This window comes from Synechococcus sp. BS56D (genome assembly GCF_004332405.1).
Classification (GTDB): domain Bacteria; phylum Cyanobacteriota; class Cyanobacteriia; order PCC-6307; family Cyanobiaceae; genus Synechococcus_C.
In genome coordinates this window covers 263,299-285,851 of the sequence record NZ_PHQU01000002.1, presented here as the reverse complement: position 1 = coordinate 285,851, position 22,553 = coordinate 263,299, and the positions used below count along the sequence as shown (strand labels likewise).

27 protein-coding genes are annotated in these 22,553 nt (G+C 61.8%); 9 read left to right on the top strand and 18 right to left on the bottom strand.

Translation table 11 applies throughout. From position 1 onward, the window contains the following. Window positions 1-18: 18 nt before the first annotated feature. The 3 genes from CWE17_RS04110 to CWE17_RS12125 all read right to left on the bottom strand — a co-directional run bounded on the left by CWE17_RS04110 (window position 19) and on the right by CWE17_RS12125 (window position 2,642). The gene (locus CWE17_RS04110; protein WP_131455079.1) at window positions 19-1,281 is read right to left on the bottom strand and encodes an MFS transporter; all 1,263 of its coding nucleotides are present in this window, start codon (window positions 1,279-1,281) and stop codon (window positions 19-21) included. A 21-nt stretch (window positions 1,282-1,302) separates the two neighbouring features. Further along, entirely contained in the window at window positions 1,303-2,382 is a 1,080-nt protein-coding gene (locus tag CWE17_RS04105; RefSeq protein WP_131455078.1) for an anthranilate phosphoribosyltransferase family protein, read from the bottom strand. Window positions 2,383-2,444: 62 nt separating this feature from the next. Continuing rightward, a complete protein-coding gene (locus tag CWE17_RS12125; RefSeq protein ID WP_131455077.1) occupies window positions 2,445-2,642 on the bottom strand; it encodes a hypothetical protein in 198 nt (65 codons plus the stop codon). Window positions 2,643-2,846: 204 nt separating this feature from the next. On the opposite strand from CWE17_RS12125, the gene cynS reads away from it, so the two are divergent. Continuing rightward, window positions 2,847-3,326 carry a cyanase gene (gene cynS, locus CWE17_RS04095; RefSeq protein WP_206338354.1) on the top strand — a complete coding sequence of 160 codons (480 nt, stop codon included), beginning with the start codon at window positions 2,847-2,849 and terminating at the stop codon, window positions 3,324-3,326. Between the two features lie 72 nt (window positions 3,327-3,398). Here the strand turns inward: cynS and CWE17_RS04090 are convergent, their stop codons facing one another. From CWE17_RS04090 to CWE17_RS12215, 5 genes are all read right to left on the bottom strand, one after another. Then, window positions 3,399-4,139, bottom strand: a complete 741-nt coding sequence (locus CWE17_RS04090) for a HEAT repeat domain-containing protein (RefSeq protein ID WP_131455076.1) — start codon at window positions 4,137-4,139, stop codon at window positions 3,399-3,401. A gap of 5 nt (window positions 4,140-4,144) precedes the next feature. Beyond that, on the bottom strand, window positions 4,145-5,035 hold the full coding sequence (locus CWE17_RS04085; protein WP_131455234.1) for a formate/nitrite transporter family protein: 891 nt from the start codon (window positions 5,033-5,035) through the stop codon (window positions 4,145-4,147). 62 nt (window positions 5,036-5,097) lie between these two features. Continuing rightward, entirely contained in the window at window positions 5,098-5,232 is a 135-nt protein-coding gene (locus CWE17_RS04080; RefSeq protein ID WP_131455075.1) for a ferredoxin--nitrite reductase, read from the bottom strand. A 96-nt stretch (window positions 5,233-5,328) separates the two neighbouring features. Then, on the bottom strand, window positions 5,329-6,870 hold the full coding sequence (locus CWE17_RS04075; protein WP_131455074.1) for a ferredoxin--nitrite reductase: 1,542 nt from the start codon (window positions 6,868-6,870) through the stop codon (window positions 5,329-5,331). Between the two features lie 224 nt (window positions 6,871-7,094). Next, the gene (locus tag CWE17_RS12215; protein ID WP_164498739.1) at window positions 7,095-7,268 is read right to left on the bottom strand and encodes a hypothetical protein; all 174 of its coding nucleotides are present in this window, start codon (window positions 7,266-7,268) and stop codon (window positions 7,095-7,097) included. A gap of 66 nt (window positions 7,269-7,334) precedes the next feature. Here CWE17_RS12215 and CWE17_RS04070 point away from each other — a divergent pair, with 66 nt between their 5' ends. Continuing rightward, window positions 7,335-7,988 (top strand): CbiX/SirB N-terminal domain-containing protein, encoded by a 654-nt coding sequence (locus CWE17_RS04070; RefSeq protein ID WP_240789236.1) that lies wholly within the window; start codon window positions 7,335-7,337, stop codon window positions 7,986-7,988. Then, window positions 7,985-8,800, top strand: a complete 816-nt coding sequence (cobA, locus tag CWE17_RS04065; RefSeq protein WP_206338349.1) for a uroporphyrinogen-III C-methyltransferase — start codon at window positions 7,985-7,987, stop codon at window positions 8,798-8,800. Before CWE17_RS04070 ends, cobA begins: the two co-directional genes overlap by 4 nt. On the opposite strand, the gene moaB is transcribed toward cobA, so the two are convergent. After that, window positions 8,778-9,323 (bottom strand): molybdenum cofactor biosynthesis protein B, encoded by a 546-nt coding sequence (moaB, locus tag CWE17_RS04060; RefSeq protein WP_131455073.1) that lies wholly within the window; start codon window positions 9,321-9,323, stop codon window positions 8,778-8,780. The two genes, cobA and moaB, sit on opposite strands and share 23 nt — an antisense overlap. On the opposite strand from moaB, the gene CWE17_RS12480 reads away from it, so the two are divergent. Then, on the top strand, window positions 9,219-9,653 hold the full coding sequence (locus CWE17_RS12480; RefSeq protein ID WP_330848521.1) for a MoaD/ThiS family protein: 435 nt from the start codon (window positions 9,219-9,221) through the stop codon (window positions 9,651-9,653). The genes moaB and CWE17_RS12480 overlap by 105 nt on opposite strands. A 41-nt stretch (window positions 9,654-9,694) precedes the next feature. Continuing rightward, window positions 9,695-10,147, top strand: a complete 453-nt coding sequence (locus CWE17_RS04050) for a molybdenum cofactor biosynthesis protein MoaE (protein WP_131455072.1) — start codon at window positions 9,695-9,697, stop codon at window positions 10,145-10,147. A gap of 2 nt (window positions 10,148-10,149) precedes the next feature. Here CWE17_RS04050 and CWE17_RS04045 read toward each other — a convergent pair whose 3' ends face one another. Genes CWE17_RS04045 through CWE17_RS04030 form a run of 4 tightly spaced genes read right to left on the bottom strand, consistent with a single transcriptional unit; the run spans window position 10,150 to window position 12,316 of the window. Beyond that, on the bottom strand, window positions 10,150-11,418 hold the full coding sequence (locus tag CWE17_RS04045) for a molybdopterin molybdotransferase MoeA (protein ID WP_240789235.1): 1,269 nt from the start codon (window positions 11,416-11,418) through the stop codon (window positions 10,150-10,152). Continuing rightward, on the bottom strand, window positions 11,378-11,875 hold the full coding sequence (gene moaC, locus CWE17_RS04040; protein ID WP_131455071.1) for a cyclic pyranopterin monophosphate synthase MoaC: 498 nt from the start codon (window positions 11,873-11,875) through the stop codon (window positions 11,378-11,380). The genes CWE17_RS04045 and moaC overlap by 41 nt, the downstream gene beginning before the upstream one ends. Window positions 11,876-11,907: 32 nt before the next feature. Continuing rightward, a complete protein-coding gene (locus CWE17_RS04035) occupies window positions 11,908-12,123 on the bottom strand; it encodes a hypothetical protein (protein WP_131455070.1) in 216 nt (71 codons plus the stop codon). A 28-nt stretch (window positions 12,124-12,151) separates the two neighbouring features. Next, window positions 12,152-12,316 (bottom strand): hypothetical protein, encoded by a 165-nt coding sequence (locus CWE17_RS04030; RefSeq protein ID WP_161971412.1) that lies wholly within the window; start codon window positions 12,314-12,316, stop codon window positions 12,152-12,154. A 106-nt stretch (window positions 12,317-12,422) separates the two neighbouring features. Here CWE17_RS04030 and CWE17_RS04025 point away from each other — a divergent pair, with 106 nt between their 5' ends. Next, window positions 12,423-12,893 carry a nitrate reductase associated protein gene (locus CWE17_RS04025; RefSeq protein ID WP_131455068.1) on the top strand — a complete coding sequence of 157 codons (471 nt, stop codon included), beginning with the start codon at window positions 12,423-12,425 and terminating at the stop codon, window positions 12,891-12,893. Here CWE17_RS04025 and CWE17_RS04020 read toward each other — a convergent pair. Together CWE17_RS04020 and CWE17_RS04015 are read right to left on the bottom strand one after the other, a co-directional pair. Beyond that, a complete protein-coding gene (locus CWE17_RS04020) occupies window positions 12,874-15,102 on the bottom strand; it encodes a molybdopterin oxidoreductase family protein (RefSeq protein WP_131455067.1) in 2,229 nt (742 codons plus the stop codon). The genes CWE17_RS04025 and CWE17_RS04020 overlap by 20 nt on opposite strands. A gap of 121 nt (window positions 15,103-15,223) precedes the next feature. After that, window positions 15,224-16,780: an MFS transporter gene (locus tag CWE17_RS04015; protein WP_131455066.1), complete on the bottom strand. Its 1,557-nt coding sequence runs from the start codon at window positions 16,778-16,780 to the stop codon at window positions 15,224-15,226. A 183-nt stretch (window positions 16,781-16,963) separates the two neighbouring features. Here CWE17_RS04015 and CWE17_RS04010 point away from each other — a divergent pair, with 183 nt between their 5' ends. From CWE17_RS04010 to CWE17_RS04000, 3 genes are all read left to right on the top strand, one after another. Further along, window positions 16,964-17,560 carry a molybdenum cofactor guanylyltransferase gene (locus CWE17_RS04010; RefSeq protein ID WP_131455065.1) on the top strand — a complete coding sequence of 199 codons (597 nt, stop codon included), beginning with the start codon at window positions 16,964-16,966 and terminating at the stop codon, window positions 17,558-17,560. Further along, entirely contained in the window at window positions 17,547-18,602 is a 1,056-nt protein-coding gene (locus CWE17_RS04005) for a GTP 3',8-cyclase MoaA (protein WP_131455064.1), read from the top strand. The genes CWE17_RS04010 and CWE17_RS04005 overlap by 14 nt, the downstream gene beginning before the upstream one ends. Window positions 18,603-18,691: 89 nt before the next feature. Further along, window positions 18,692-19,183 carry a redox protein gene (locus CWE17_RS04000; protein WP_131455229.1) on the top strand — a complete coding sequence of 164 codons (492 nt, stop codon included), beginning with the start codon at window positions 18,692-18,694 and terminating at the stop codon, window positions 19,181-19,183. Here the strand turns inward: CWE17_RS04000 and CWE17_RS03995 are convergent. Genes CWE17_RS03995 through CWE17_RS03985 form a run of 3 tightly spaced genes read right to left on the bottom strand, consistent with a single transcriptional unit; the run spans window position 19,171 to window position 22,534 of the window. Further along, window positions 19,171-20,091: a transglutaminase family protein gene (locus CWE17_RS03995; protein ID WP_131455063.1), complete on the bottom strand. Its 921-nt coding sequence runs from the start codon at window positions 20,089-20,091 to the stop codon at window positions 19,171-19,173. The genes CWE17_RS04000 and CWE17_RS03995 overlap by 13 nt on opposite strands. Further along, window positions 20,076-21,059, bottom strand: a complete 984-nt coding sequence (locus CWE17_RS03990) for an alpha-E domain-containing protein (protein ID WP_131455062.1) — start codon at window positions 21,057-21,059, stop codon at window positions 20,076-20,078. The genes CWE17_RS03995 and CWE17_RS03990 overlap by 16 nt, the downstream gene beginning before the upstream one ends. Further along, complete coding sequence (locus CWE17_RS03985) at window positions 21,053-22,534, bottom strand: circularly permuted type 2 ATP-grasp protein (RefSeq protein ID WP_131455228.1); 1,482 nt, start codon at window positions 22,532-22,534, stop codon at window positions 21,053-21,055. Before CWE17_RS03985 ends, CWE17_RS03990 begins: the two co-directional genes overlap by 7 nt. Between the last annotated feature and the right edge of the window lie 19 nt (window positions 22,535-22,553).

Below are 22,553 nucleotides of genomic sequence, written 5' to 3'. Positions count from 1 at the left end.
GCCCGCGCAACGTAGCAATCACGCTTTGCCCCGACTGTGTTCTGGAGAGCTTGTGTTCAGGTCTGTGTTTCGGGGTAGGGGGCTGCCGCTGACCAGCAGGATGACCAGGGCAAGGACCATGGCACCGCCCAGGAAAGGGCTGGCGGCACCGACCAAGTCGTAGCTGAGTCCGGCCACGGGGGGGCCGAGAAAACTGCCCAGACTCTGCAGAGCCTGAAGGCTGCCTAGAGCAGCACCCTGGCCCTCGCTGTCCAGGCGTCGAGACACCAGGCTGCGCAAGCTTGGCGTCACCAGACCTGTGCCGGTGGCCAGAATCGCCACGGCACTGAACACTCCGACTTGGGCTTGCTCAGGATCCGTGGCGGGAATCAGCAGGCAGCCTGCAATCACCAGTCCGAGTCCGATCAGGGTGAGACGCCACTCACCGAGTCGTTTCACCAGAGGTCCGATCAGGCCGCCTTGCACCAGTGTGGCGACCACTCCGACGATCAGAAAAGCAGTGGTGGCCAGCTCAGGGCCCCAGTTGAACCGCTGCTTGAAGTAGAGAACCAGGATGGCCGTGAAGCCGTTAAAGGCCAGGAAGAACAGAAAGAAGCTCAGACAGAGACGTCCCACCGCTGGGTTGCCCATCACCTTGGCGATCTGAGCAAAGGGGTTGAGATCCCGTTTTCGCGGCATTGCCCGGCGGGCATCACGGGCGTGGGTCTCCGGCAGCAGCAGTAGAACCACCACCAGGTTGAGCACGGCGAAGCCTGTGGCCACCCACACCGGCAGGGTGACTGAGATGCGGGCCAGCTGCCCTCCGAGAAACGGTCCGATGATGAAACCGAGTCCGAAGGCCACGCCGATCAGACCGAAGGCCTGAGCTCGGCGTTCCGGTGGGGTCACATCCGCAAGCACGGCTCCTGCCGTGGCTGCAGTGCCGCCACTCATGCCATCGATCAGCCGCGCTGCGAACAGAAGCATCAGCGGCAGGGTCGATCCGATCGGCCAGTCGAGGCTCACCGTGATCGCGAACAAACCGAGCCCTAAGACCGAACCGCTCACACAGGTGGCGATCACGGGCCTTCGACCGAAGCGATCACTCAGGGCGCCGATCAGCGGTGTGACGGTGAACTGCGCGAGCGCATAGCTGCCGGCGAGCAAACCCAGGGTGCGTCCATCGGCATTGAATCCCGCCAGCAGAAACGGCAGGAGCGGAAACACGATGCTTTCACCCAGCCGGTCATTGAGCAGCGTCAGAAAGGCGCTGAGCAGGGTGGGAACGGGAGGCCGACGCAAGGCTGGGCGCTGCGGAGGATCTCACCCTCCTACAGCAGAGCGCCAACGGATCAGAGACTCGAGCATGGTTTGGCCCTCTGCATTCTGCAAGCACTGTTCCGCGCGCTCCAGGCCGGCACTGAGGCTTGCACTGACACCGCAGAACCAGAGGTAGCAACCGGCATTCCAGCGCAGGGCTGCCGCCAGAGGGCCAGCACCGCGGAGGGCTGCGTGGGCCTGCTCCGTCCAGGCTTCCCGGTTCGTCCACTCCTGGTCGGGGCCGAAACAACCGTGATCGCGCGGATGAAGGATCATCCGCTCCGCTGGTTTTGTGCGGCGCATGCGGGCCGTGATGCAGGCCCGGCTGATCGGCAGGTCTGTGCTGCCTTCAAGCCCTTTCACCGTGATCACATCCTCTTCCCCCAGCAGGCTCAGGGTTTCCCAGGCGCGGCTTTCGGTGGGTGGGTGCACAAAACCACTCACGAACAGGTGGTCGCCGTGGTGGGCAGTCCAGAGCAGTTCGGCACTGGCCACCGGTGGTCGTTTGCCCAGGTCGTCCCGATGACGGATCAGGCTGTCGGCGAGGGGGAAGTGGTCGGGCTGGTGGATAAGGGCGAGGCCATGGTGCTGGAAGCCAGAGGCCACAGCGTTCAGGGGCAGCCCCTGGAGATCCAGGCCCAGACCTTGGAACAGTTCCAGGGCTGTGACGCCGTACTTCACCGGCATGCGAGCGCCAGCTTGGAGGACCACCGGCTGACCGGCAGCGCAGAGCACCAGAGCGGTCAGGGGGTACAGAGGTGCTGTGCGGGTGCGTCCATCGAACGGCATGCCAAAGCAGACCGGCTTTGGCTGAGCCGACACGCTGGTCAGTTGCGGGCCCAGGCGTCGGTAGGTGTCCACCATCCCTGCCAGTTCTTGGGGTTCTGGACGACGGATCCTGTGGGCGATCAGGAAGGCACCGATTTGCGTGTCCGATGCATGCCCTTGAAGCATCAGAGTGAGGGCTTCATCGGCTTCCCCGCGGCTCAAGCCACGACTGGTGTGCTCACCGCTGCCAACTTTGCGCAGCAGCTCTTTGAAGCGTTGGCGGAGCTCAGGGGTGCTGGTGGCCGACTGAGGCACGGTGGAAAGCCCGTCATGGAGCGATCGTTCTTGATTGCCTCACCCTCTGGAGGTAACAACCGCTACCAACGGGCAAGGCCGATTTGCAGGCCATGGAGGGGATGGTCCGGATGCTGGCGTCCCTCGGCGTAATAGAGGCGTTCAACGATCAAGTTGGGGAAGCTTTGCTTTGAGCTAGCTGCTCTTGGTCTCCAGATCTTGTTCATGGTCGCGGCCATAGTCGACCAGCTTGTCGTGAGTGTGCGGCGGACGAATGCCATGACATCATGATTTATTGGTGCATTCATAGTGCAAGGATTGCTGCCAATAATCTGTTAAAACGGCTGCCAAATCCTGGTCAAAATCCTTTGATTCTGTAGTCGATGCTTCAGTTGGATGCTCCCGATTCGGAGAGGCTCATTGAGCTGCTGAGACGTCTCACAGGAGATGCTGTTCTTAAGGCAGTTCCCATTATTTGTTTCAGCATGACCGCATCAGCTCTGACTCCTTCACTGGCCTCGCCATCTCAGGCCACGGTCACGGCCACCCTGATGGCTGCCAAAAAAGCGAAGGGCATGACTTTTGCTGACCTCGAGGCAGCTATGGGTCTCGATGAGGTGTGGATTGCATCTCTTTTTTATGGTCAGGCCACAGCATCCGCGGAGGAAGCCGCCAAGTTGGCTTCCTTGCTCTCCCTGGATCCTGCGATCACCGCTGCTCTGCAGGACTACCCCACCAAGGGCAGCCTTGATCCTGTGATTCCAACCGATCCGCTGATCTATCGCTTTTACGAGATCATGCAGGTTTATGGCATGCCTCTAAAAGACGTGATTCAAGAGAAGTTTGGCGACGGCATTATGAGTGCGATTGACTTCACTCTTGATGTTGATAAGGTCGAGGACCCCAAGGGTGATCGTGTCAAGATCACGATGTGCGGCAAATTTCTCCCATACAAAAAATGGTGATCAATCTTCTTGTGGATTGAGATAGCTCTAAGCCAGGGTCCGACTTGATCGGACCCTTTTTTATGGCTTGTTTTACCGATTGCGAAATTGCTGCTGCAACTGACGCATGGCCAAGTCTCGCCGCTGGGGTCTCGATAACTCGACGACCAGAGTGCCCAGCAGTTCCTGGCTTCGGGGGGTGGCCATGCAGCCGAGAGCTTTGAGGGCAGCGGCGGCGGCGGCATCGGATCCCGTGCGGCATAAGCCAGCGAGGGCATCGCTGATGCAGGGCTCATCTCGGCGCTGCAAGAGACGGATCGCCGCAATGGTGACTGGGTCCCGCCAATCGGCCAGGGCTGGAGCGCACAGCTGAAGCAGCGTGTGGGCATTCAGTTGATGGGCCTTGAAGCGCAGGAGCTCAAGACCCGCTAGCCGCGTGGCCTGTGGGGCTGCTTCCAGGATTCGCTCCAGTTCCGTCAGCGTGAGTTCGGCTCCCCAGCAGCTGAGCGCTTCGAGCAGGGGGAGATCCGGGCATTCGGCGTCAGAGTCCTTCTCGCGTAATTGACTCAGCAGCCAGTCGCGCGCGGGGGCCTGATGACACAGGCCAGCGGCGTGCACCAGATCCGGCCGGTTGCCATGCCTGCGGATCAACGCCTCGATCACGGGCCATCCCCGCGGCCCGAGCATGCCGAGCTGTTCACTGATCGCACTGCAGAGTGAAGACGAAAGGCCAGGGGAGTAAGCCTCCCCCAGCCAGTCGGGTTCCAGAGGAACCCTCCGCGATTGCGACAGCCGCTCCCAGAGGGCGGCCTCATCAATTGCACGGGCAGCCATTCGGATCAGCGTGCCCCCAGTTCGGCGGCGAGCTCCCGCTCGAGCTTCTCGTCATGCTCCTGAGGCAGCACATCCGCGACAGGAGTGCGATGGGTGCTGTAAAAGAGCATGCCGATGAACACCATGCCACCGACGATGTTGCCCAGGGTGACTGGGATCCAGTTCCAAACGATGACCTGACCGAAGCTGACCCCAGAGCCGAGCAGCGGTCCAGCGGTATGCAGGAATTGATTCACCACGATGTGCTCCATACCCATCGTTTGGAAGGCGGTGATCGGTAGCCAGCAGGCCAACAGTTTTCCAGGCACGCTCTTGCTCACCAGGGCCATCGTCACGCCAAGGCAAACCAACCAGTTCGCCACCACGCCGCGCAGGAAAGCGAGGAAGAGTCCGGTGCTGCCGAGGGCCTCGTATTTGGTGACCACATTCAGCTTGTTGAGTTTGATGATCGTTGCGGCGACCACCTGCCAGCCCTTGCCGCCGTCAGCGGCGGCTAAAGGTGCCACGTGACCGGCGCTGGTGAGGCTGGCCCACATGATCAGCGCCACCACGGCCGTGCCGATGAAGTTGCCAATCCACACCCAGAACCAGTTGCGGAAGGTGGCGCTCCAGGTGCTGCGTCCCGCCCAGGTGGACATCGGCAACAGGGCGAAGTTGCCGGTGACCAGTTCCATGCCAAAGAGCACGATGCTGGCAAATCCAAAGGGGAAGAGCAGGGAGCCGAGGAAGGGCATCTTGCTCTGGGCTGCCACGGTGAGGGCAAGGATCACGGCCAGGCCGAGAATCGCGCCGGAATAGAAACCACGAATCAGCAGGTTCTTGACGCTGACAGCTGCTTTCTTGCCGCCGGCAGCAATCATGCCGTCGACGAGTTCATTGGGCAGGACATAGTCCATTTGTGAGGCAGTGGCACTCATGGCGTTGATCTCTCTGGGGGATGTTGTGGGATGCAGCAAGCTCAGCCGCTGATGCGATTCATCAACTTGGAAAACAGGTCGCGCTGATGGGCGGGACGCAGGATCGGTGCTCGATCCCGACCGCTGGTGCTGAACCAATTGACGAGGCGGGAGAACAGATCGCGTGAGGTGCTCATGATCTGGAGGGGTGAGATTGAACGGTGATGAATGGGTCCTGATCCATGGCTTCAAAAGGTCAGCGCCACGGATGCCGTTGCTTCAGGGAGTTGGGTTCAGGAGCGCGGTTTGGCTCCGAACTGTTCGATCAGCACCTCCCGGAGCACCGAGTGGATCTCCTCGGCCGGAATCGCCTTGCGGTGTAGTTCGCCGATCTGTGGATTCGCTCCCTGCGATCCCCCCAGGGTCAGGGTGTAGCCCTCGCCCATCTCGCCCTGACTGTTCTTGGCTTTGGTTCCTGTGAGGCCAATGGCACCCATGTAGGCCTGGCCACAGGTATTCGGACATCCTGTCCAATGGATTTTCAGCTCGGCGGGAAGTTCCAGCTCGGCGTCGAGACGTCGGGCTGCTTCCAGGGCCTGATCCTTGGTGTTGGTGAGGGCAAAACCGCAGTAGGTGTTGCCAGTGCAAGAGACGGTGCCGGCCGCAAGGGTGCCTGGAGCCAGAGGGAAGCGCTGCACGATCGGGTCTGATTCCAGGGCGCCGATCTGTTCGGTAGGGATGCCCACAAGGATCACGTTCTGATCCTCTGTGAGTCGCACCTCACCGTTGCCATAGCGGAGGCTGGCGCTGGCGAGATCCTGCAGGTCATCCGCTGTGAGTCGGCCCACGGGCACGTGCAGACCGGCGAAGTGGAATCCCTCTTGTTTCTGGGGATGGACGCCGTAGTGGGAGCGTGGTTCGGCATCCAACACCGAACCGGGATCCGGTGTGAGAGCTCCGAAGCGCGCCTCCACCATCGCCCGGAAGGCGTCCAGTCCCACCGCGTCGAGATAGAGGCGGAAACGCCCTTTCGGACGCTTGTCGCGCTCGCCGTTGTCACGCCAGATGCTGATCACCGCATCGGTCATGGCGCAGATCTGATCCGGCTTCACCCAGGCGTTGAGGGGGATGGCATAAGCATTCATCTGGGAGGAGAGGATGCCGCCGATCCAAACCCCGAAGCCAAGTTCGCCGTTGTGCTCGACTGGATGGAAGACGATGTCGTTGTGAAGTAGAAAATTATCCTTCGACCCGGCGACAGCCGTATTCCATTTGCGAGGAAGGTTGGAGTAATTGCTGTTCCCTTTGGCGTGGTTGGTGAGAAAGTCGTTGAGTGCTTGGGTGTATGGGCGTGTGTCAACGATTTCGGTGGGATCGATGCCAGCGAGTGGGTTGCCGGTGACATTGCGAGGGTTGTCAAACCCAGATTGAATCGTGCTGAGTCCGGCTTCCTGAAGGCGTTTCAGAATTTCAGGTAGATCAGAAAGCAGCACTCCGCGCAGCTGCAGATTCTGACGTGTGGTGATGTCACAGCTGCCATTGTCTCCGTAGCGCTCCACAATCGAAGCGACAACGCGCAGCTGATCGCTGCTCAGCACACCATTCGGCACCCTCAGGCGCAGCATGAACTTGCCTGGTGTTTTCGGGCGCCAGAACATGCCGTACCACTTCAGACGCAATTGCAGATCGGTTTCGTCGACTTGCTCCCAGCCGATTTGGGCGAAATGTTCAATCTCGCTGCCAACCAGAAGGCCATCCTTTTCGGCTTTATTCTGCTCGATTTTGTTGAGCTTTTTCCCTTCCAGGTAGTCCCTGGTGGCTGCGCTGACGGTCATGGATCGACGGGTGAAGTGCAAACGTCTCTTTGAGGACGTGTTGGGCAGCACTTCAAAAGGAAAGGCGCGCTGCAGGGGGGTTTTAGCGGCTGACTGGTGCGACGTTCGGTAGCGGATCTCACCAAACGACTAATGGGTGCGAGCCCGCGATTTTGTCTGTTTCGCTACACGTGAGTGCGGCGCTTTCTGGCTGCATGGCAGCGCCCAATTCATGGGGGTCCTGGTCAGTATTGACGACCGATTTCACCAAGCATGCGCACGGCGCCCTGGCGGATCATCCACCAGACTTTTGCCATCGCCGCCAGGTCGCGATCGAGCTCCGACCGTCTCTTGGGTGTTGGCCGCTCGTGACGCCTGCGGTGGGAGATGGCGTTCGGCCGTGGGCGTTGTCTGGGCATGATGCAGAAGGTGTTCATCGCTTCGGTCTGACTTCATCAGCGCCTGCTCGTTTTGATCCGTGGCGGTTGTTACGGAAACCCGGCTCTCTCCAGCGATCAGCTCTTCGCTTGGTGGTGCATGGCCGCAGTGGCGGCGAGATCCCATCGTGTTGGCTCGAGTTGGCTGATGCGGTGGCGTGTCGTCGCCAGGCCCCAGTGCTGCTTGAGGCCCTTACAGCGGCTGAACCGGCACAGACCAGAGGTCTGTCCCTGACGTCAGACCCCGAGCACGAGTGGCTTGTTCCTCTGTTGCTGTTGCCCGGCAGTCATGTGCGTTCCGATTTGCCACAGATCCGCCAACGGCTGCGCGAAGCAGGGACGTCCATCACCCTGTTGCCTTTTCTAGGCGCCTGGCCCTACTGGCGAGACTTGCTGGGTCGCTGGCTGACATCCCCGGATGATGGGGTGGTGCCATCCCAGGCTGTGGTCCATCACCCCGTGAGACCGGGGCCTGCCGATCGCTACTTGAACCTTCTGGCAACTCAACTGGGTTGTCCGTTGGTGCCGGCGGATCAGTGGGAGGTTTTTGAGACCGAACATCCGGGGTATCAGCCTCGGCCACTGGCACTGGCACCGAACCGGATGTCGGAGGCCCTGCGTCAGGCTGGTGGATCGCCGGCTCTGCTGGAGGTCCCCTTGGTGCGCTCCGGTCTGATCGATCTCCTTGCTGCTCTCCCGTGACCGAAGCGACTGTGACCGAAGCGACTGTTGGAGATTTGAAGGTGGGAACCGTTTATCTCGTTGGAGCAGGTCCGGGAGACCCTGACTTGCTCACGGTGAAAGCCCAGCGGCTTCTCAGTCGCTGTGATGCGCTGGTTTACGACTCCCTAGTGCCGCGGGAGGTGCTGGATCTGGTGCCTGAGAGCTGTGAGCGCCGGTTCGTCGGCAAACGCAGGGGGCATCATTCCGTGCCTCAGCCCAGCACCAATGCGGTGCTCGTGGAGCTGGCTCAGCGGCATCAGTGTGTGGTGCGCCTCAAGGGGGGTGACCCTTTTCTGTTTGGGCGTGGTGGTGAGGAGGCGGCCCATCTGGCCAGTCATGGAGTTCCCGTGCAGGTGGTGCCCGGTGTCACCGCAGGCATTGCCGCACCCGCCTATGCCGGCATTCCCGTCACCCATCGCAGGGCGGGGTCGTCGGTGACCTTTGTAACTGGCCATGAGGAGATTGATAAACGGCGTCCCAGCGTCAATTGGCAGGCCCTGGCCAGCGCCAGCGATGGACTGGTCATTTATATGGGCCTCCATAACCTGCCCCGCATCGCTGCTGAGCTCGTGAAGGGTGGCTTGAGTGCCGAGACGCCTGTGGCTGTCATTCAGCAGGGCACAGTGTCTGGCCAGCGCTGCCTGAAGGCCACGCTGGCCACGGTGGCCGAGCGGGCTCAGGAGGAGGCCTTCGCTTCTCCTTCGATCGTGGTGGTGGGTGATGTGGTGGCGGAGCAGATCGAGGCGTGTGCGCCTCAGCCTGCTGCGGTCACGATGCCGATCCCGTTTTGAACGACTCGGCTGCAAGGCGATCCGGCGACTCTCTGAGTCGGGGAATCAGCTGCACGAGATTGCAGGGTTTGGTCGTTGCATCGAGTTGAGCCTTGATTAACCGATCCCAGGCGGTTTCCACCGCATCAAGAGAGCCGGGAAGAACGAACACGATCGTTCCATTGGCCACACCTGCGAGACAGCGACTTTGGAGGCTGCTGGTGCCGATTGCTTCAAACGACAGCACCCGGAACAATTCGCCGAAACCGTCGATGCATTTGTCGAGTAGGGGTTCAACCGCTTCCGGGGTGCCGTCCCTCCCCGTCAGTCCGGTGCCGCCGCAGGTGATCACCACTTGGATGGTTTCATCGGCGATCCAGGTGCTAACGCTGGCACGGATCCTGTAGCGATCGTCGGGGCAGATGCGGCGCTCTGCCAGGTGGTGACCCGCCGCTTGGAGGCGCTGCTGCAGGCAGTCGCCGCTGACATCATCAGCGAGGCTGCGGCGATCGGAAACCGTCAGCAGAGCGATCGAGAGAGTCAGAGCAAAGAAGCTTCGCCAGTGCTGACGCTAGAACCATGCAGAGCTGGAGTCGTGGGCGAGGTGTTGAAAGCGGATTCGGAACGGGGGGGCGCTGACAACGTGCGGGTGCTGCTTTTCGCGGCACTGCAGGATCGGGCCGGTTGGTCTGAACGGGAGTTGTCGCTGCCGGCAGGTGACAACGTCTCAGCCCTCGAGGTTTGGAATCAGCTGAATCTCGGTCCCTGGAGTTCGAGTATCCGAGTGGCGATCAACCAAAACCTGGTGGACCCTCAGCAAAGGGTGCATGCCGGCGATGAGCTGGCCTTTCTGCCACCTTTCACTGGGGGCTGATTCAAGTTCTTTGACTGATTCAGATCGCTGATTCGGGACCGATGCACCTGAGGATTGAACTGCTCCATCAACCTTTTGAGCCATTCAGCTCTCTCGAGCGATGGCATTGTCAGCTCCATGCTCAAGGTCATGCCAGCAGCGCTGCCGAGGGTCTGTTCATTGGTCGCATGCGCGCTTATGCAGCTGATGGCAGTGCGCTGGAGGCTCTGGAGCTGAACCATTACTCCGGCATGAGCGAACGTCATCTCGAGCAACTGGCTCACGCCTGTGGCGCGCGCCATCACGCACGCAGCTGCCTGATTCAGCACCGCATTGGGCGTGTACTCCCCGGTGAGCCGATTGTGCTTGTGGCGATCGGCGCTGACCGCCGCGGTCCCGCTCAGCGGTGCTGCCAGGAGCTTTTGGAGTTGCTCAAGCATGAGGCTCCCTTCTGGAAACGGGAGTGGCGTGCTGATGGCAGCAGCGAATGGCTCAGTGCCAACACGCCACTCTGAGTTCAGAGCAATGGCAACCGCAGCAGCTGTGCCCATAGCTCCGTGCCTGCTTCCAGACTCCCCAGCTCCGCGGGAATCTCCAGCAGCAGATCAGCACCTTGCAGCGAACCGATGCGCGAGGAGGCCTGGGAGCCCTCCACCCGGGCCCAGAGGCCGCCGTCGGCCGCCACTGCCAGCCGCGCCCGCGCCAGCTCCGGCCGGCCGGCACCACGGCGCAAGGGTGCTTCCAGGCGAACCTTGAGCCGGGGCAACAGCTCCTGCTCAGCGCCCTCCAGGCGTTGCAGCGCCGGCCAGAGCAACTGCAGCGCCGTGATCGCCGCGGCCACCGGATTACCCGGCAGCCCGAAGAAGGGCACCCCCGCCACCTGCCCCCAGGCCAATGGCCGGCCTGGCTTGAGAAACAGCTTCCAGAAGCGCACCTGCCCCAGCTCCTCCACCAGCGGGCGGATCCAGTCGCTGTCTCCGGCAGACACGCCACCGGTGCTCACCACTACATCACAGGTCGCTGCCAGTTCCTGCAGGGCTTCGCGCAGCGGTTCCGGCGCGTCAGCCACCACCAGCTGTTTGGTCACCGGGTAGCTAAGGCGCTGGAGCAGAGCGGACAGCAGTGCGGAATTGCTTTCCCAGATCTGGCCCGGCCCGCGCTCAGCCCCGGGCGGCAGTAGCTCATCTCCGCTGATCAGCAAACCAATCCGGGCCCGGCCTGTTAGCTCCAGCTCCTGCACCCCACAGCTGGCCAGCCGGCCGAGCTCAGCCACTCCCAGCCGTTGCCCCGCCGCCACCAGCTCCTGGCCCGGGGCAGCCTCCTCCTGCGGTGAGCGGATCCAGGGATTGGGTCCGCACGATTTCACCAGCTCCAGCTGATCGCCGGCGACGGCCACCAGCTCCTGCGGCAAAACCCGCTCACTCCCTTCGGGCACCACAGCGCCGGTGAGGATGCGCACCGCCTCACCAGCTGCAAGCTTGGCGCCATAGGGCGCACCGGCTGCTGAAGCCCCCACCAGATGCCAGCGGGCACCGGGCTCCGGTTGCTCTGCACCGGCAATCGCATAGCCATCCATGATCGAGGCGCGAAACCCCGGCACTGCGGCCAGCGCCTGCACAGGGCTGGCGGTGGTGCGGCCAAGGGCCTGCTCGAGGGGCAGCACTTCGTTGCGGCCAAGGGGTTGCAACGCTTCGAGGATCTGCTTGCGCGCCTGCTCCAGCGGCAGCCCTTCGCGTCCGAAGGGCTCAGCTGTCATGGCCTGCAGCTTGTCGGTGCCAGCTGCCATGGCGTCCGCCATGCTTTTCCACAAGACCAATCGTTTCGATGGTCATGCCGGGGTCTACGGACTTGAGCATGTCGTAGAGGGTGACCAGGCCGATGGAGACAGCGGTGAGTGCCTCCATCTCCACACCGGTCTGCCCAGTGGTTCGGCAGTGGACTTGCAGCAAAAGCCCAGGCAGCTCTTGGTCAGGTTTGATCGCAACCTCGATGCCGCTCAGGGGGAGGGGATGGCAGAGGGGAATCAGCTCTGAGGTGCGTTTCGCCCCTTGAATCGCAGCAATCCTGGCCACGGCCAGCAGATCACCCTTGGGAGTGTCCGCCTGGATGACCCGCTGCAGGGTGCTGGTCTTCATGCGCAGGCAACCTTCTGCAACAGCCTCCCTTCGGCTGATGTCTCGATCGCCCACATCGACCATGTGCACCTCTCCTTGGCCGGTGAGGTGGGTGATGCCATCAGCCATGGCTTTGCGTCTTCTTGGCCTGTTCGTGTGGATCAGCGCTCGCCGAGCACCGACCAGAGACTGGCTTGGGCGGGAATCACTGGCTCGACGGTGGCAGCTTTCGATGCCTCGGCGTGCACAGGATGGATCGCGATCTGGCTGCGCACCATCTGAACGGCCAGGGAGGCGACGATGAAGGCACCGATGAAACCGGCGGCGATGGTGATCGGGCTACGGGTGCTCGTTGCCGAAACGTTGCTGGTTGCCATGGAGGCAGTGCAAGGGATGAAGATCCCACTATGGAAAAGCACTGAATGATTCGCTACCGAATGCCCGATTCAGCCCCGGAAATGTCATGGTTCTTTCCGGATTGATGGTGAGCCAGTCGGAGGCGTAACCCTCGGAGACCACCCAGCCATGGGAGACACCCAAAAGCATGCCGAGAGAAATGGCGAAGCGCATGATGGCTGTACAGCGTGCGCAGAGCCTGCTGGCTTCCGCTGGCATGGATGGTCTTCAGATACACCGTTTTCGGCTAAACAAGAGTGCATGGTTGTTGTTGATACCAATGCCTGAACGGTCGATCGATCAGGCCCGTCATTGCTTTGCCTTTGAGCAGGATTTCATCGGCAACTGGCGCTGTATTCCTCTTTGTGTACGGCGCAAACTCGATTTGAGTGGCGTCAAGCTGAGGCTCAATCATTGGCTTGCCCTCAGTCAGCAGCAACGTCAGGAGCTGGTGGACTGGGCTGATGATTCAAAAGCACTTGACCTGTTGAGGGATCATTTGCGCCTCTGCACCGCTGCGATGGCCGAAGGCATGGTGACTGACCTGCCCGTCGCCATTGCAGAGCCTTGGCAATGCTCTGACCAGCTGCCGGACCTGTTGTTGGAGGCGGCTCAGCGGAGGAGGATTCCCCTCGCGCTCGACCGTTGGGCTGGGCTGAGCGAACTGGAGCGTTTCGCGCTTTGCAAGCTGGCTCGGCCCGGCCACGATCATCACAATCTGGAGGCGGCGTTCAGCGAAGTGCTGGGCTGAGCCAGCGTCGCAGTGCTTCCAAGCGCCGGCTGTCCTGTTCGATCGGTTTGACCACCGATACGGCAGGGGCCACCACCACGGCAGTTGCCTTCAGTTCCGGTTGTTTGGAGACTGGGCAGGCCAGCTCGTGCATCAGAGCATTGGCTTCACAGGCATTGTCCTGACTGAATCCCCAGTGCATCGGCAGAAACACCGACCCCCTGCGAATGCGCTCACTGATGGTGACGCGGGCGGTGAGGGTGCCCCGCCGTGAGCTGATGGCCGCCAGGCCATCGGCTTCGATGCAGAAGCGGGCTGCGTCTTCCGGATGCATTTCCAGGCGCGGTTCTGGATGCATGGCTCGCAAGCGCTCCACCTTGCCGGTGCGCGTCATGGTGTGCCACTGCCCTAGGTAGCGGCCCACGCACAGCACGAGCGGATACATCTCGCAGGGCGGTTCGGCCAGGCCGAGGGGGTCTTCGGCGTGAAAGCGAGCCCGTCCACTGCTGGTGGGGAAGCGATGGTCGCTATAGAGCCGCCGGGAGCTGTTGCTGGGTTCGCGTCCGGTTTCGAAGGGCCACTGCTGCGGCCCATGCTGCGCCAGGAGTTGATGGCTGAGCCCCGACATGTCGCAGACCCGGCCTGCGGTGAGCGCTGTGAATTCCGCATACACCTCTGCAGAGGAGACATAGCTGAATTGCTCGACGAATCCCAGACGTCGTCCCAGCTCAGCAAACACCTCCCAGTCAGGACGGCTCGTACCGTGCCGGGGCCGGAAGGCGGGGCAGAAGGTCACACGCCGTTCTGAGTTGGTCATCGCACCAGCCTTCTCACTCCACTGCGCTGCGGGCAGCAGCAAATGGGCGTAATGGGAGGTCTCTGTGTCGGCGTAGGCCTCACTCACCACCACCATGGGGCAGCGCGTCATGGCCGCCTTCACCCGCTCCAGGTTGGGCATGCTCACCAACGGGTTGGTGGCTGCCACCCACCAGAGATCCAGCTCGCCCCGCTCCATCGCCTCCACCTGCTGCCAGGCGGTCAGGCCCGGGGTCGGCTGGATCGAGCCCTCCGGAAGACCCCAGGCCCGCTCGAGTTCGCTTCTGTGCTCGGGATTGCTCACCAGGCGATATCCCGGAAGCAGATGGGCCAGGCCGCCGGCCTCTCGCCCCCCCATCGCGTTCGGTTGGCCAGTCAGCGAGAAGGGGCCGGCCCCCGGCTTGCCGATCTGCCCTGTCAGCAGATGCAGGTTGATGATGCCGCTCACAACGGCGGTGCCCTCTCGCCGTTGGTTGACACCCATGGACCAAAGGCTGAGCACCCCCTGGCTGCGACTCCAGAGCCTGGCGACCTGTCGCAGTTCTTTTTCGCTGATTCCGCAGAGTGCGGCCACCTTGGCTGGAGTCCAGGTCCTGATGGTCTTTGCATAGGCGGCGAAGCCTTCCGTGGCCTCATCGATGAAGTCACTGTCGAAGCCGTTGTCCTGAACGATCAGTCGGGCAAGACCATGCAGCAGTGCGAGATCGGTGCCGGGGGCAATGGCCAGATGGTGATCGGCGATCCTGCTTGTATCAGTCGCCCGGGGATCGACCACCACGATCGTGAGGCCCTTGGGGTCTCGTTTTTTGCGCTTGAGCAGACGCTGAAACAGCACCGGATGGCACTCAGCCGTGTTGGTGCCGATCAGGACGGCGACCGCGCATTGGTCGAGATCCTCGTAACAGCAGGGAGGGCCGTCGGAACCGAGGCTGCGGGTGTAGCCGGCCACCGCAGAACTCATGCACAGCCGGGAGTTGGCATCGAAGTTGTTGGTGCCTAGGGCTCCTTTCAGCAGTTTCTGGGCGAGGTAGTAGTCCTCGGTGTGGAACTGGCCTGAGCCATACATGGCGATCGCCTGGGGCCCCTTGCCGGCAAGGGTGCTACGAATTCGACCTTCAAGCAGATCCAGGGCCTGATCCCAGGCGATCGGCTGAAAATCCTGGTCGAGACTGGCGCGATAGAGAGGTTGATTCAGTCGACCTCGGGCCAGGGTTTCTCCCACCGTGGCCCCTTTGATGCAAACCTGCCCGAGGCTGGAGGGATGGTCTCGATCACCGCGGGAGCTCCACATCGGTGTGCCTTCAGCATCGCGTTTCACGGCCTTTCCGGCTTCTCCCGGCGGCAGGAGCTCAAGACCGCAGCCCACTCCGCAGTAGGGACACTGGCTGTGGTGGTTTGTCGTCGGCTCAGCCATGGCGAGAGGGATGTTGGCGCTGAGTTAACCAGCGCTGGGACATGATCGGGATCGATGTGCCAACAAAAGCGGGAGCCCTGTTGGGCTCCCCACGAGTGCAGCCTGTTGAGGCGCGGTTTGATCAGACCTTGGCCAGTGCAGCCTCATCGGCATGCTCTTCAGCAAAGGATCCCTTGGGTTCTTTGAGGAAGAAGTAGCAGAGGAAGCCAACGATCAGGCCAGCGATCCCCAGCACCTGGAAGAAGGCACTGTTGGAGGCCGCCACGATTTCGGGTGAGGGATCCTTCGCATCACCACCCATCCAGATGGGCAGGAGGCTGAAGATCGTCAGGTAGGCCACGGCCCCGACGTTTCCGTAGGCGCCCACCATGCCAGCGATCTGTCCGGTGACCCGCTTCTTCACCAGGGGCACCATGGCGAAGGTGGCACCTTCACCGGCTTGCACAAAGAAGGAGCAGGCCATGGTGAGCAAAACGGCGATAGCAATGCCGGCAGTGCCGCTGAAGGTTCCTGGCTTGATCAGGCTCATCACTAAATAGCCGATGCCCAGGCCGATGGTGAGCAAGCCCATCGTGCCTTTGCGACTCCCGAGCCGATCGGAGATCAGTCCGCCACCGGGGCGGGCGATCAAGTTCACGAAGGCGTAGCAGGAGGCCAGGATGCCTGCCGTGGCCTTGGGTAGATCGAAGGTGCTCTCGAAGAAGGCGGGGAGCATCGACACCACGGCCAGCTCGGAACCGAAGTTGACGATGTAGGTGAGCTCCAGGATGGCCACCTGTTTGAACTCGTAGCGATCCTCTTTGGGGTAGGTCTTAGTTCCAAGGATCAGCTCACGGTTGGTGCGGATGATTCCCCAGGTCTGGAAGATGAACCAGATCAGCACCGCAACCAACGCAAGGGGATAGGTGCCGGCATTCAGAAAGCCAACTTTCTGGAGACGCCAACAGAGCACGCAGAGGATGGCCGCGAAGGGCACGTTCATGCCCAGCAGACCCCAGAAATCCTTCATGGATGTGACCTCAAGGCCCGCAGACTTGGCCGGCTTCTGATAGGCCTTGCCAGGAGGGGTGTCACTGACGTTGGCGTAATAAATGAAGCCGTACACCGCGGAGATGATGCCGGTGAGGGCGATGGCACCGCGCCAGTTCAGGATGTCGCCGCCCGGTAGCTCGAAGCCGCCGGAGAATGACAGCCAGCCGGCCACGATCACCAAGGTGAGGGCAGAGAAGGCGGAGCCGAAGTTGCCCCAACCACCGTAGATCCCCTCTGCCAGGCCGATCTCCTTGGGTGGGAACCATTCAGCCACCATGCGGATCCCGATTACAAAACCCGCGCCCACGATCGAGAGCAGGAGACGGGCCACCACCAGTTGGTTGAAATCCTGTGCTCCAGCGAACATCAGACAGGGAATGGCTGCGAACACCAGCAAGGTGGAGTAGGTGATGCGTGGGCCGAACTTGTCGAGCAGCATCCCGATCAGGATGCGAGCGGGCACGGTCAATGCCACGTTGCAGATCGCCAGGGTGCGGATCTGGGGAACACTCAGTCCGAAATCGGCCTTCACCGTGGTGGCCAGGGGCGCCAGGTTGAACCAGACAACAAAGGTGAGAAAAAAGGCGAACCAAGTGAGATGAAGCGTTCGATATCTCCCTTGGAACGACCAAAGATCGCCAAGCATGGGGTTGTGAATGAGGAAGGATCAAACCCCGGCTTCGGAAAAGGCAGCGCCCAGGATTTCAGTTGCGGCGCCAATGCAAACCGCGTTGTTATTGCACCACCTCCCCGCCATCTCCCTGGTCGCTGTTGTTACGGAATTGCCCCCCTGCGGCGGTGCTAAGTGACGGTGATCCGAGCCTCTGTTGTGCCGCGACTGCTACGTGCGTGTGTTCTCGCCGGAGGGGCCAGCCGTCGCATGGGTGCTGACAAAGCGCTGTTGCCCCATCCCAGGGGCGGGACCTGGATTGACAACACCGTCGCCATGGCGAGGGCTCTGGATCTGCAGGTGCTAGTGCTGTCAGGTCATCCCCGACATCGCGAGCACCTTGCTTCGCGTTTTCCGGATTTGTTGGTGCTGCCTGAGCCTTGGCCTCCTGCCGGACCTTTGCAGGCTTTTGCTGCCGTGTTTTCCGCTCGGGTCGATGAGGCCTGGTTGGTGCTGCCGATCGATTTGCCTTACCTCACCTCCCCTGCGCTGGAGACGCTGTTGGCCGCCTGGCGGGAACAGGAGCACGTGGCCTTAGTGGCGCATGACGGCGATCGGCAGCAGCCCCTGCTTGGGATTTATCCCGGTATGGCTTGCTCCCACGCTGCACTCGAGCGGCAGTTAGGTCGCGGCTGCCATCGCTGGCACGATTGGTTGGACCAGATTCCCCACCGCTCCTTTTTTCTGCCTCCAGAGCAGCTGCTCAATGCCAACCATCCCGCTGATCTGGCAGCGTTGACTGATGGTGAGTTCTGAGTTGGTGACGGACCGCAGGCAGCGCCCTCTTCAGGTGCTGCGTCTGTCGTTGACGGCCCGTTGCAATCTCGCCTGTTCCTATTGCCAGCCCGACCACAGGGAGGTGAGCGGGTTGCTGAGTCAGTCGCAGCGCCTGGCGCTGATCGAGGCCTGCTGTCGCCTTGGTGTTCGCTCCCTGCGCCTCACCGGTGGTGAACCCTTGCTCAGTGACCAGCTGGAGCCCTTGCTTGAGGCAATTCGCCTGCGGCGACAACAGCCAGGCGATCCACTGTCGCAACTGGAGGAGGTGGCTCTCACCAGCAATGGCTTGCTCCTGGATCAAGCCAGGGCTGAGCGTCTTCGGCGCGCTGGTCTGGATCGGATCACCCTCAGCCTCGATGGCCTCGATGCCGGCGTGGTGGCTGCCATGGCTGGATTGCCGGAGGTGGGCGAGGCGGGGTCACGCGCCCTTGCTGCGGTGCGGGAGGCGATTGTGGTGGCCCGTGAGGTTGGCTTTGACCCTCGTTTGGGTGCACTCAAGCTCAACAGCGTGATCCAACGGGGTCGCAATGAGGATCAGCTGCTGCCCTTGGCTGCCTTCGCACGTGACCAAGGGCTGGAACTACGCCTGATCGAGTTCATGGATGTGGGGCATCGGAACGGCTGGAGCGGTGATCAGGTCATGCCGGCGGCGGAGATGCTCCGCCAACTGCAAGCGGTTTGGCCCCTGGAGCCCCTGGGTCGGCCAGCAGGGGGCACGGCCCGGCGCTGGCGTTACCGAGATGGAGCCGGCGTGGTGGCGATGATCGCCTCTGTGAGCGAGCCGTTTTGCTCTGATTGCAATCGGGCCCGGATCACCGCTGATGGCCAGCTGTTCACTTGTCTGTTTGCATCGACCGGGCTCAATCTGCGGCCCTGGCTTGAGCCTCACCCCGATGCCGAGTCGCTGGTCGTGGCGCTGAGGGATCACTGGTCAGCGCGCATAGATCGCTACAGCGAAGAGCGCAGTCTCCAGGTGCAGACCGATCCGGAGCGCGCCGACATGGCCTATCTCGGCGGTTGAACCCCGGCTGGGGAATCGGTTGCATCTGGCACCATCGGTTGCTCTTCGGCCGTTTACAAAGGCTGCAGCGCTACGGCCCACTCCTCCCCGTGTTCGAACTGCTCTCCTACGAACGCTTTCGCGACACGCCGGCGGTTCGCTTCTTTGATGTCACCGTCGCTGACTCCAATGCACGCGATCTGGTCATCCACAGCGGTCCCGCAGTCAGCCCCCCCAATGATCCTGAGACCGGAGCCTGGCAGTTCTATCTCCACCCCCATCAGGAAGACAACCTGTTGGCTGCCAGTGGTGGTCGCACCTTTTATCTGGTGAATCTCAGCTGGACGGAGCCCTTCCACATCGTGCGTTTGGAGAGCGGTGGTGACATCCTGCGCATCCCCAAGGGCACCTTTCATCGCTCCGTGTCGGATCCTGAGGGTTCGGTGGTGCTCAACCAGGCCCTGCGTGAGACCGGTGCGTCACTCGTGCGTGAATTCCGTGTTTACAACAGCCGTCGAATCCCCAAGCTGTTTGCCATGACATCGACGGCGGCGCCCCGGCCTCGTTTGCATGGTTTGGCGCCGCTGGTTCAGGCGGCCTGAGTTTGCTTGGAGTCAGTCTCCTGCCCTTGTTCCCCTCGGAGCAGCAGGCCACAGCCATCAATCTCCGCTTCAATACTCCAGCTCAGGTCGCTGGCGGTGTTCGGCGGCCCACTGAAACTGCCGGTTACCGCTGCTGTGAGCTCGGGCCTTGAGGAACTGGCCAGCACGATGTAGCGATCATCGATGGCGCCGCTGCCGCTTGGATCGAAGCCTCGCCAGCCGGCACCGGGCAAATACACCTCCGCCCAGGCATGCAGGTCGTACTGCTCCGGGGCTGGATCCACCAGGTGGTAACCGCTCACGAAGCGAGCTGGCAGACCCACACAGCGGCAGCATTCGATCATCAGCATGGCCAGGTCTCGGCAGGAACCGACTCGCTCCCGGAGGGTGCGGCCGGCGGGCCAGGCCGGACCAATGTGGCGCTGGGTGTATTTGACCCGATCTTGAATCATCTCCACCAGTTGGCGCAGAAAGGGCAGGGCCTGTTGATTGCTGCCCATCAGTGCATCCTGGGCCAGCTCCACCGCTGAGGGGTCGTGTTGTCCATCTGGCAGCCAGCCCTCAAGCGCCCCCTGGAGATCCTTGTTCAGCAGGCCGCGCGGATAGGGCAACGAGGGCTCCATGCCACTGAAACAGCTCTCAAGCGGCGGTGCACTGCGGGTTTCCACCAGGCTTCGGGCGATGAAGCTGAGCCGGTCGGTGGCGCCGAGAAAACGCACCCGGCAGATTTCATCGCCGCTGGAGGCCACCAGTTCGTGACGATGCATCGGGTCGGGGCTGATCTCCAATTGATGGCTGATCAGTCGCTGAAATCCCTGACCCCTCGGTTGCAGGCAGAGACGGTGCTCCCCAAGGCTCACCGGAGCTGCGTAGCGGTAGTTGAGGCGATGGATCAGCTGAGCGCGCATGCGGGATCGGCAGGGATGGAACGGAGATCGCTGAGGGTGAAGTAACGCTCGTGAATCAGCTGATGCAAGCGGTTCAGATCCGCCTGGAGGTGATCGATCGCCTCATGCAGACCGGAGTGGATGAGGGAATCGATGCGCACGAAACTCCAGCGCGCGAGCAGTTGGCCACGCAGGCATTCCAGGTCATCGGGTGGACCTGGCACCGGCTGGCGCTGGATCTGTTGCAGGGTGTCGCTGATGCCCTGGAGGCAGCAGCGCACGGAGCGGGGGAAGGTGGGATCCAGCAGCAGGAATGAGGCCACGGCGCTGGGGGCGATCGCCTCCTGCATGCTCTGGCGAAACATCTGATAAGCCCCGGCAGAGCGCAGCAGGGCGATCCATTGCAGTTCGTCGAGTACGCCCCCCACCTCTTCCGGTGAGGGCAATAGCAGGAAATATTTCACGTCCAGGATGCGGGACGTCTTGTCGGCTCGCTCAATCAGGCGACCGAGTTGGCTGAAGAGCCAGGACAGATCCCGGCTGAGGGTGGCATCCGTGATCCCGTAAAAGAGCTGACAGCCGCGACGGATGTCGCGTAGCTGCTCCTGCTCCGGTTCCTGCCAAATCGCCTCACCATCCTGGAGACTCCAGTAGAGACCATTGATCTGCTCCCACATCTCTGTGGTGATCACATCGCGGATCTGGCGCGCGTTCTCCCGGGCCATGGCGATGCAGCTCACGATGCTGTTGGGGTTGTCTCGATCAGAGACAAGGAAACGGATCACCTCCTTCGGGTTTTGGCCTGGGTAGTGCTGGTCAAAGGCTTCTCGGTCTCCACTGGCCTCCACCAATGGCAGCCAGGGCTCGGCACTGCCTGGTGGGCAGTCGAGCGCCATCGCTTCACTCACCTCCACGAAGCGGGAGATGTTCTCGGCACGCTCCACGTAGCGATTGATCCAATAGAGCGAGTCGGCAACGCGGCTCAACATGGCGTGAGTTCGGAACCAACCTGGCTGTCAGAGACAACCTGGCTGTCAGAGACAACCCAGGTGTCTTTGCAGCCGCCCCCCTGGGAGGAGTTCACCACCAGGGAGCCTCGCTTCAGTGCCACCCGGGTGAGGCCGCCGGGGCTGACCCAGTTGCTGCGTCCGCGCAGCACGTAGGGCCGAAGATCCACGTGACAGGGGAAGAGCACTCCTTCGCTCAGGGATGGGACGGTGGAGAGTTCGAGGGTTGGTTGGGCGATGTAATTGCGGGGGTTGGCCTGGATCTTGAGAGCAAAGGCCTCGATCTCCTCTCGGCTGGCGTGGGGGCCAATCAACATGCCGTAGCCACCGGCTTCGGCCACGGACTTCACCACCAGCTCCCGCAGGTTCTCCAGCACGTAGGTGAGATCTTGGGGGCGAGAGCAGAGATAAGTCGGCACATTGGCGATGATCGGCTCCTCTGCCAGGTAGTAGCGGATCATCTCGGGCACGTAGGCGTAGATGAGCTTGTCGTCAGCGACTCCGGTGCCTGGGGCATTGGCGATGGCCACCCGCCCCTCACGCATCACCTCAAGCAGCCCAGAGACGCCGAGCATCGAATCGCGGCGGAACACCTGAGGGTCGAGGAAGTCGTCATCGATGCGTCGGTAAATCACATCCACGGGCTCCAATCCACGGGTGCTGCGCATCCAGACCCGACCGTCCTCACAGACCAGGTCTCGTCCCTCCACCAGGGCAATACCCATTTGCTGGGCGAGATAGCTGTGTTCGAAGTAGGCGCTGTTGAACACCCCTGGAGTCAGCAGCACGACTCGGGGCGTGTCTGTCCAGGGGGCGAGTTCCTTCAGCGTGCGCAGCAGATGGGAGGGGTAGTCGTCGATGGGCTGCACCGTGCGGCCCTCGAACAGGCTGGGAAACAGCCGTTTCATGACCCGCCTGTTTTCCAGGAAATAGGCCACGCCTGATGGACAACGCAGATTGTCCTCAAGCACATGCCAAGTGCCCCGTCCGTCCCGGATTAGATCGAGACCTGAGATGTGGCACCAGCGCCCCAGCGGCACTGTCATGCCTTGCATCTGAGGACGCCAGCCCTGGGAGCTCTCCACATCCTCCCGGGGGATCACACCGTCGTTGAGAATCCGCTGCTCTCCATAGACATCGGCAAGAAAGCAGTCAATTGCTTCAAGGCGTTGAAAAAGCCCTCGTTCCAAGCTGTTCCAGTCGGAACGACTGATCAAGCGAGGTAATGGATCAAAGGGAAGGATCCGCTCACCACCGAGCTGGCCTGAATCATTCAGGCGAAATGTTGCACCAAGGCGGCGGAGCAGATTACTGGCGGAGGCGTGTGAGCGATTCAGTTCATCAAGGCCGATGCGCCCGAGGGATGACAGCAGCGGCAGCAGGGGGGTGCGCGGTTCCGCTTGCTCGCTGCAGAAATATTCGTCGTAGCCGCGGCTGGGTTTGTAATCGGTGAACATGCGCCGTGGAATGGCTGGA

Excerpts from the sequence above, each read along its gene's own strand:
- CWE17_RS12125 (WP_131455077.1), bottom strand. The coding sequence starts at position 2,642 with ATGGCATTCGTCCGCCGCACACTCACGACAAGCTGGTCGACTATGGCC.
- cynS (WP_206338354.1), top strand. The coding sequence starts at position 2,847 with ATGACCGCATCAGCTCTGACTCCTTCACTGGCCTCGCCATCTCAGGCC.
- CWE17_RS04090 (WP_131455076.1), bottom strand. The coding sequence starts at position 4,139 with ATGGCTGCCCGTGCAATTGATGAGGCCGCCCTCTGGGAGCGGCTGTCG.
- CWE17_RS04085 (WP_131455234.1), bottom strand. The coding sequence starts at position 5,035 with ATGGACTATGTCCTGCCCAATGAACTCGTCGACGGCATGATTGCTGCC.
- CWE17_RS04080 (WP_131455075.1), bottom strand. The coding sequence starts at position 5,232 with ATGAGCACCTCACGCGATCTGTTCTCCCGCCTCGTCAATTGGTTCAGC.
- CWE17_RS04075 (WP_131455074.1), bottom strand. The coding sequence starts at position 6,870 with ATGACCGTCAGCGCAGCCACCAGGGACTACCTGGAAGGGAAAAAGCTC.
- CWE17_RS12215 (WP_164498739.1), bottom strand. The coding sequence starts at position 7,268 with ATGCCCAGACAACGCCCACGGCCGAACGCCATCTCCCACCGCAGGCGT.
- CWE17_RS04050 (WP_131455072.1), top strand. The coding sequence starts at position 9,695 with ATGCACCTGAGGATTGAACTGCTCCATCAACCTTTTGAGCCATTCAGC.
- CWE17_RS04045 (WP_240789235.1), bottom strand. The coding sequence starts at position 11,418 with ATGGCAGCTGGCACCGACAAGCTGCAGGCCATGACAGCTGAGCCCTTC.
- moaC (WP_131455071.1), bottom strand. The coding sequence starts at position 11,875 with ATGGCTGATGGCATCACCCACCTCACCGGCCAAGGAGAGGTGCACATG.
- CWE17_RS04035 (WP_131455070.1), bottom strand. The coding sequence starts at position 12,123 with ATGGCAACCAGCAACGTTTCGGCAACGAGCACCCGTAGCCCGATCACC.
- CWE17_RS04030 (WP_161971412.1), bottom strand. The coding sequence starts at position 12,316 with ATGCGCTTCGCCATTTCTCTCGGCATGCTTTTGGGTGTCTCCCATGGC.
- CWE17_RS04025 (WP_131455068.1), top strand. The coding sequence starts at position 12,423 with ATGCCTGAACGGTCGATCGATCAGGCCCGTCATTGCTTTGCCTTTGAG.
- CWE17_RS04020 (WP_131455067.1), bottom strand. The coding sequence starts at position 15,102 with ATGGCTGAGCCGACGACAAACCACCACAGCCAGTGTCCCTACTGCGGA.
- CWE17_RS04015 (WP_131455066.1), bottom strand. The coding sequence starts at position 16,780 with ATGCTTGGCGATCTTTGGTCGTTCCAAGGGAGATATCGAACGCTTCAT.
- CWE17_RS04005 (WP_131455064.1), top strand. The coding sequence starts at position 17,547 with ATGGTGAGTTCTGAGTTGGTGACGGACCGCAGGCAGCGCCCTCTTCAG.
- CWE17_RS03995 (WP_131455063.1), bottom strand. The coding sequence starts at position 20,091 with ATGCGCGCTCAGCTGATCCATCGCCTCAACTACCGCTACGCAGCTCCG.
- CWE17_RS03990 (WP_131455062.1), bottom strand. The coding sequence starts at position 21,059 with ATGTTGAGCCGCGTTGCCGACTCGCTCTATTGGATCAATCGCTACGTG.
- CWE17_RS03985 (WP_131455228.1), bottom strand. The coding sequence starts at position 22,534 with ATGTTCACCGATTACAAACCCAGCCGCGGCTACGACGAATATTTCTGC.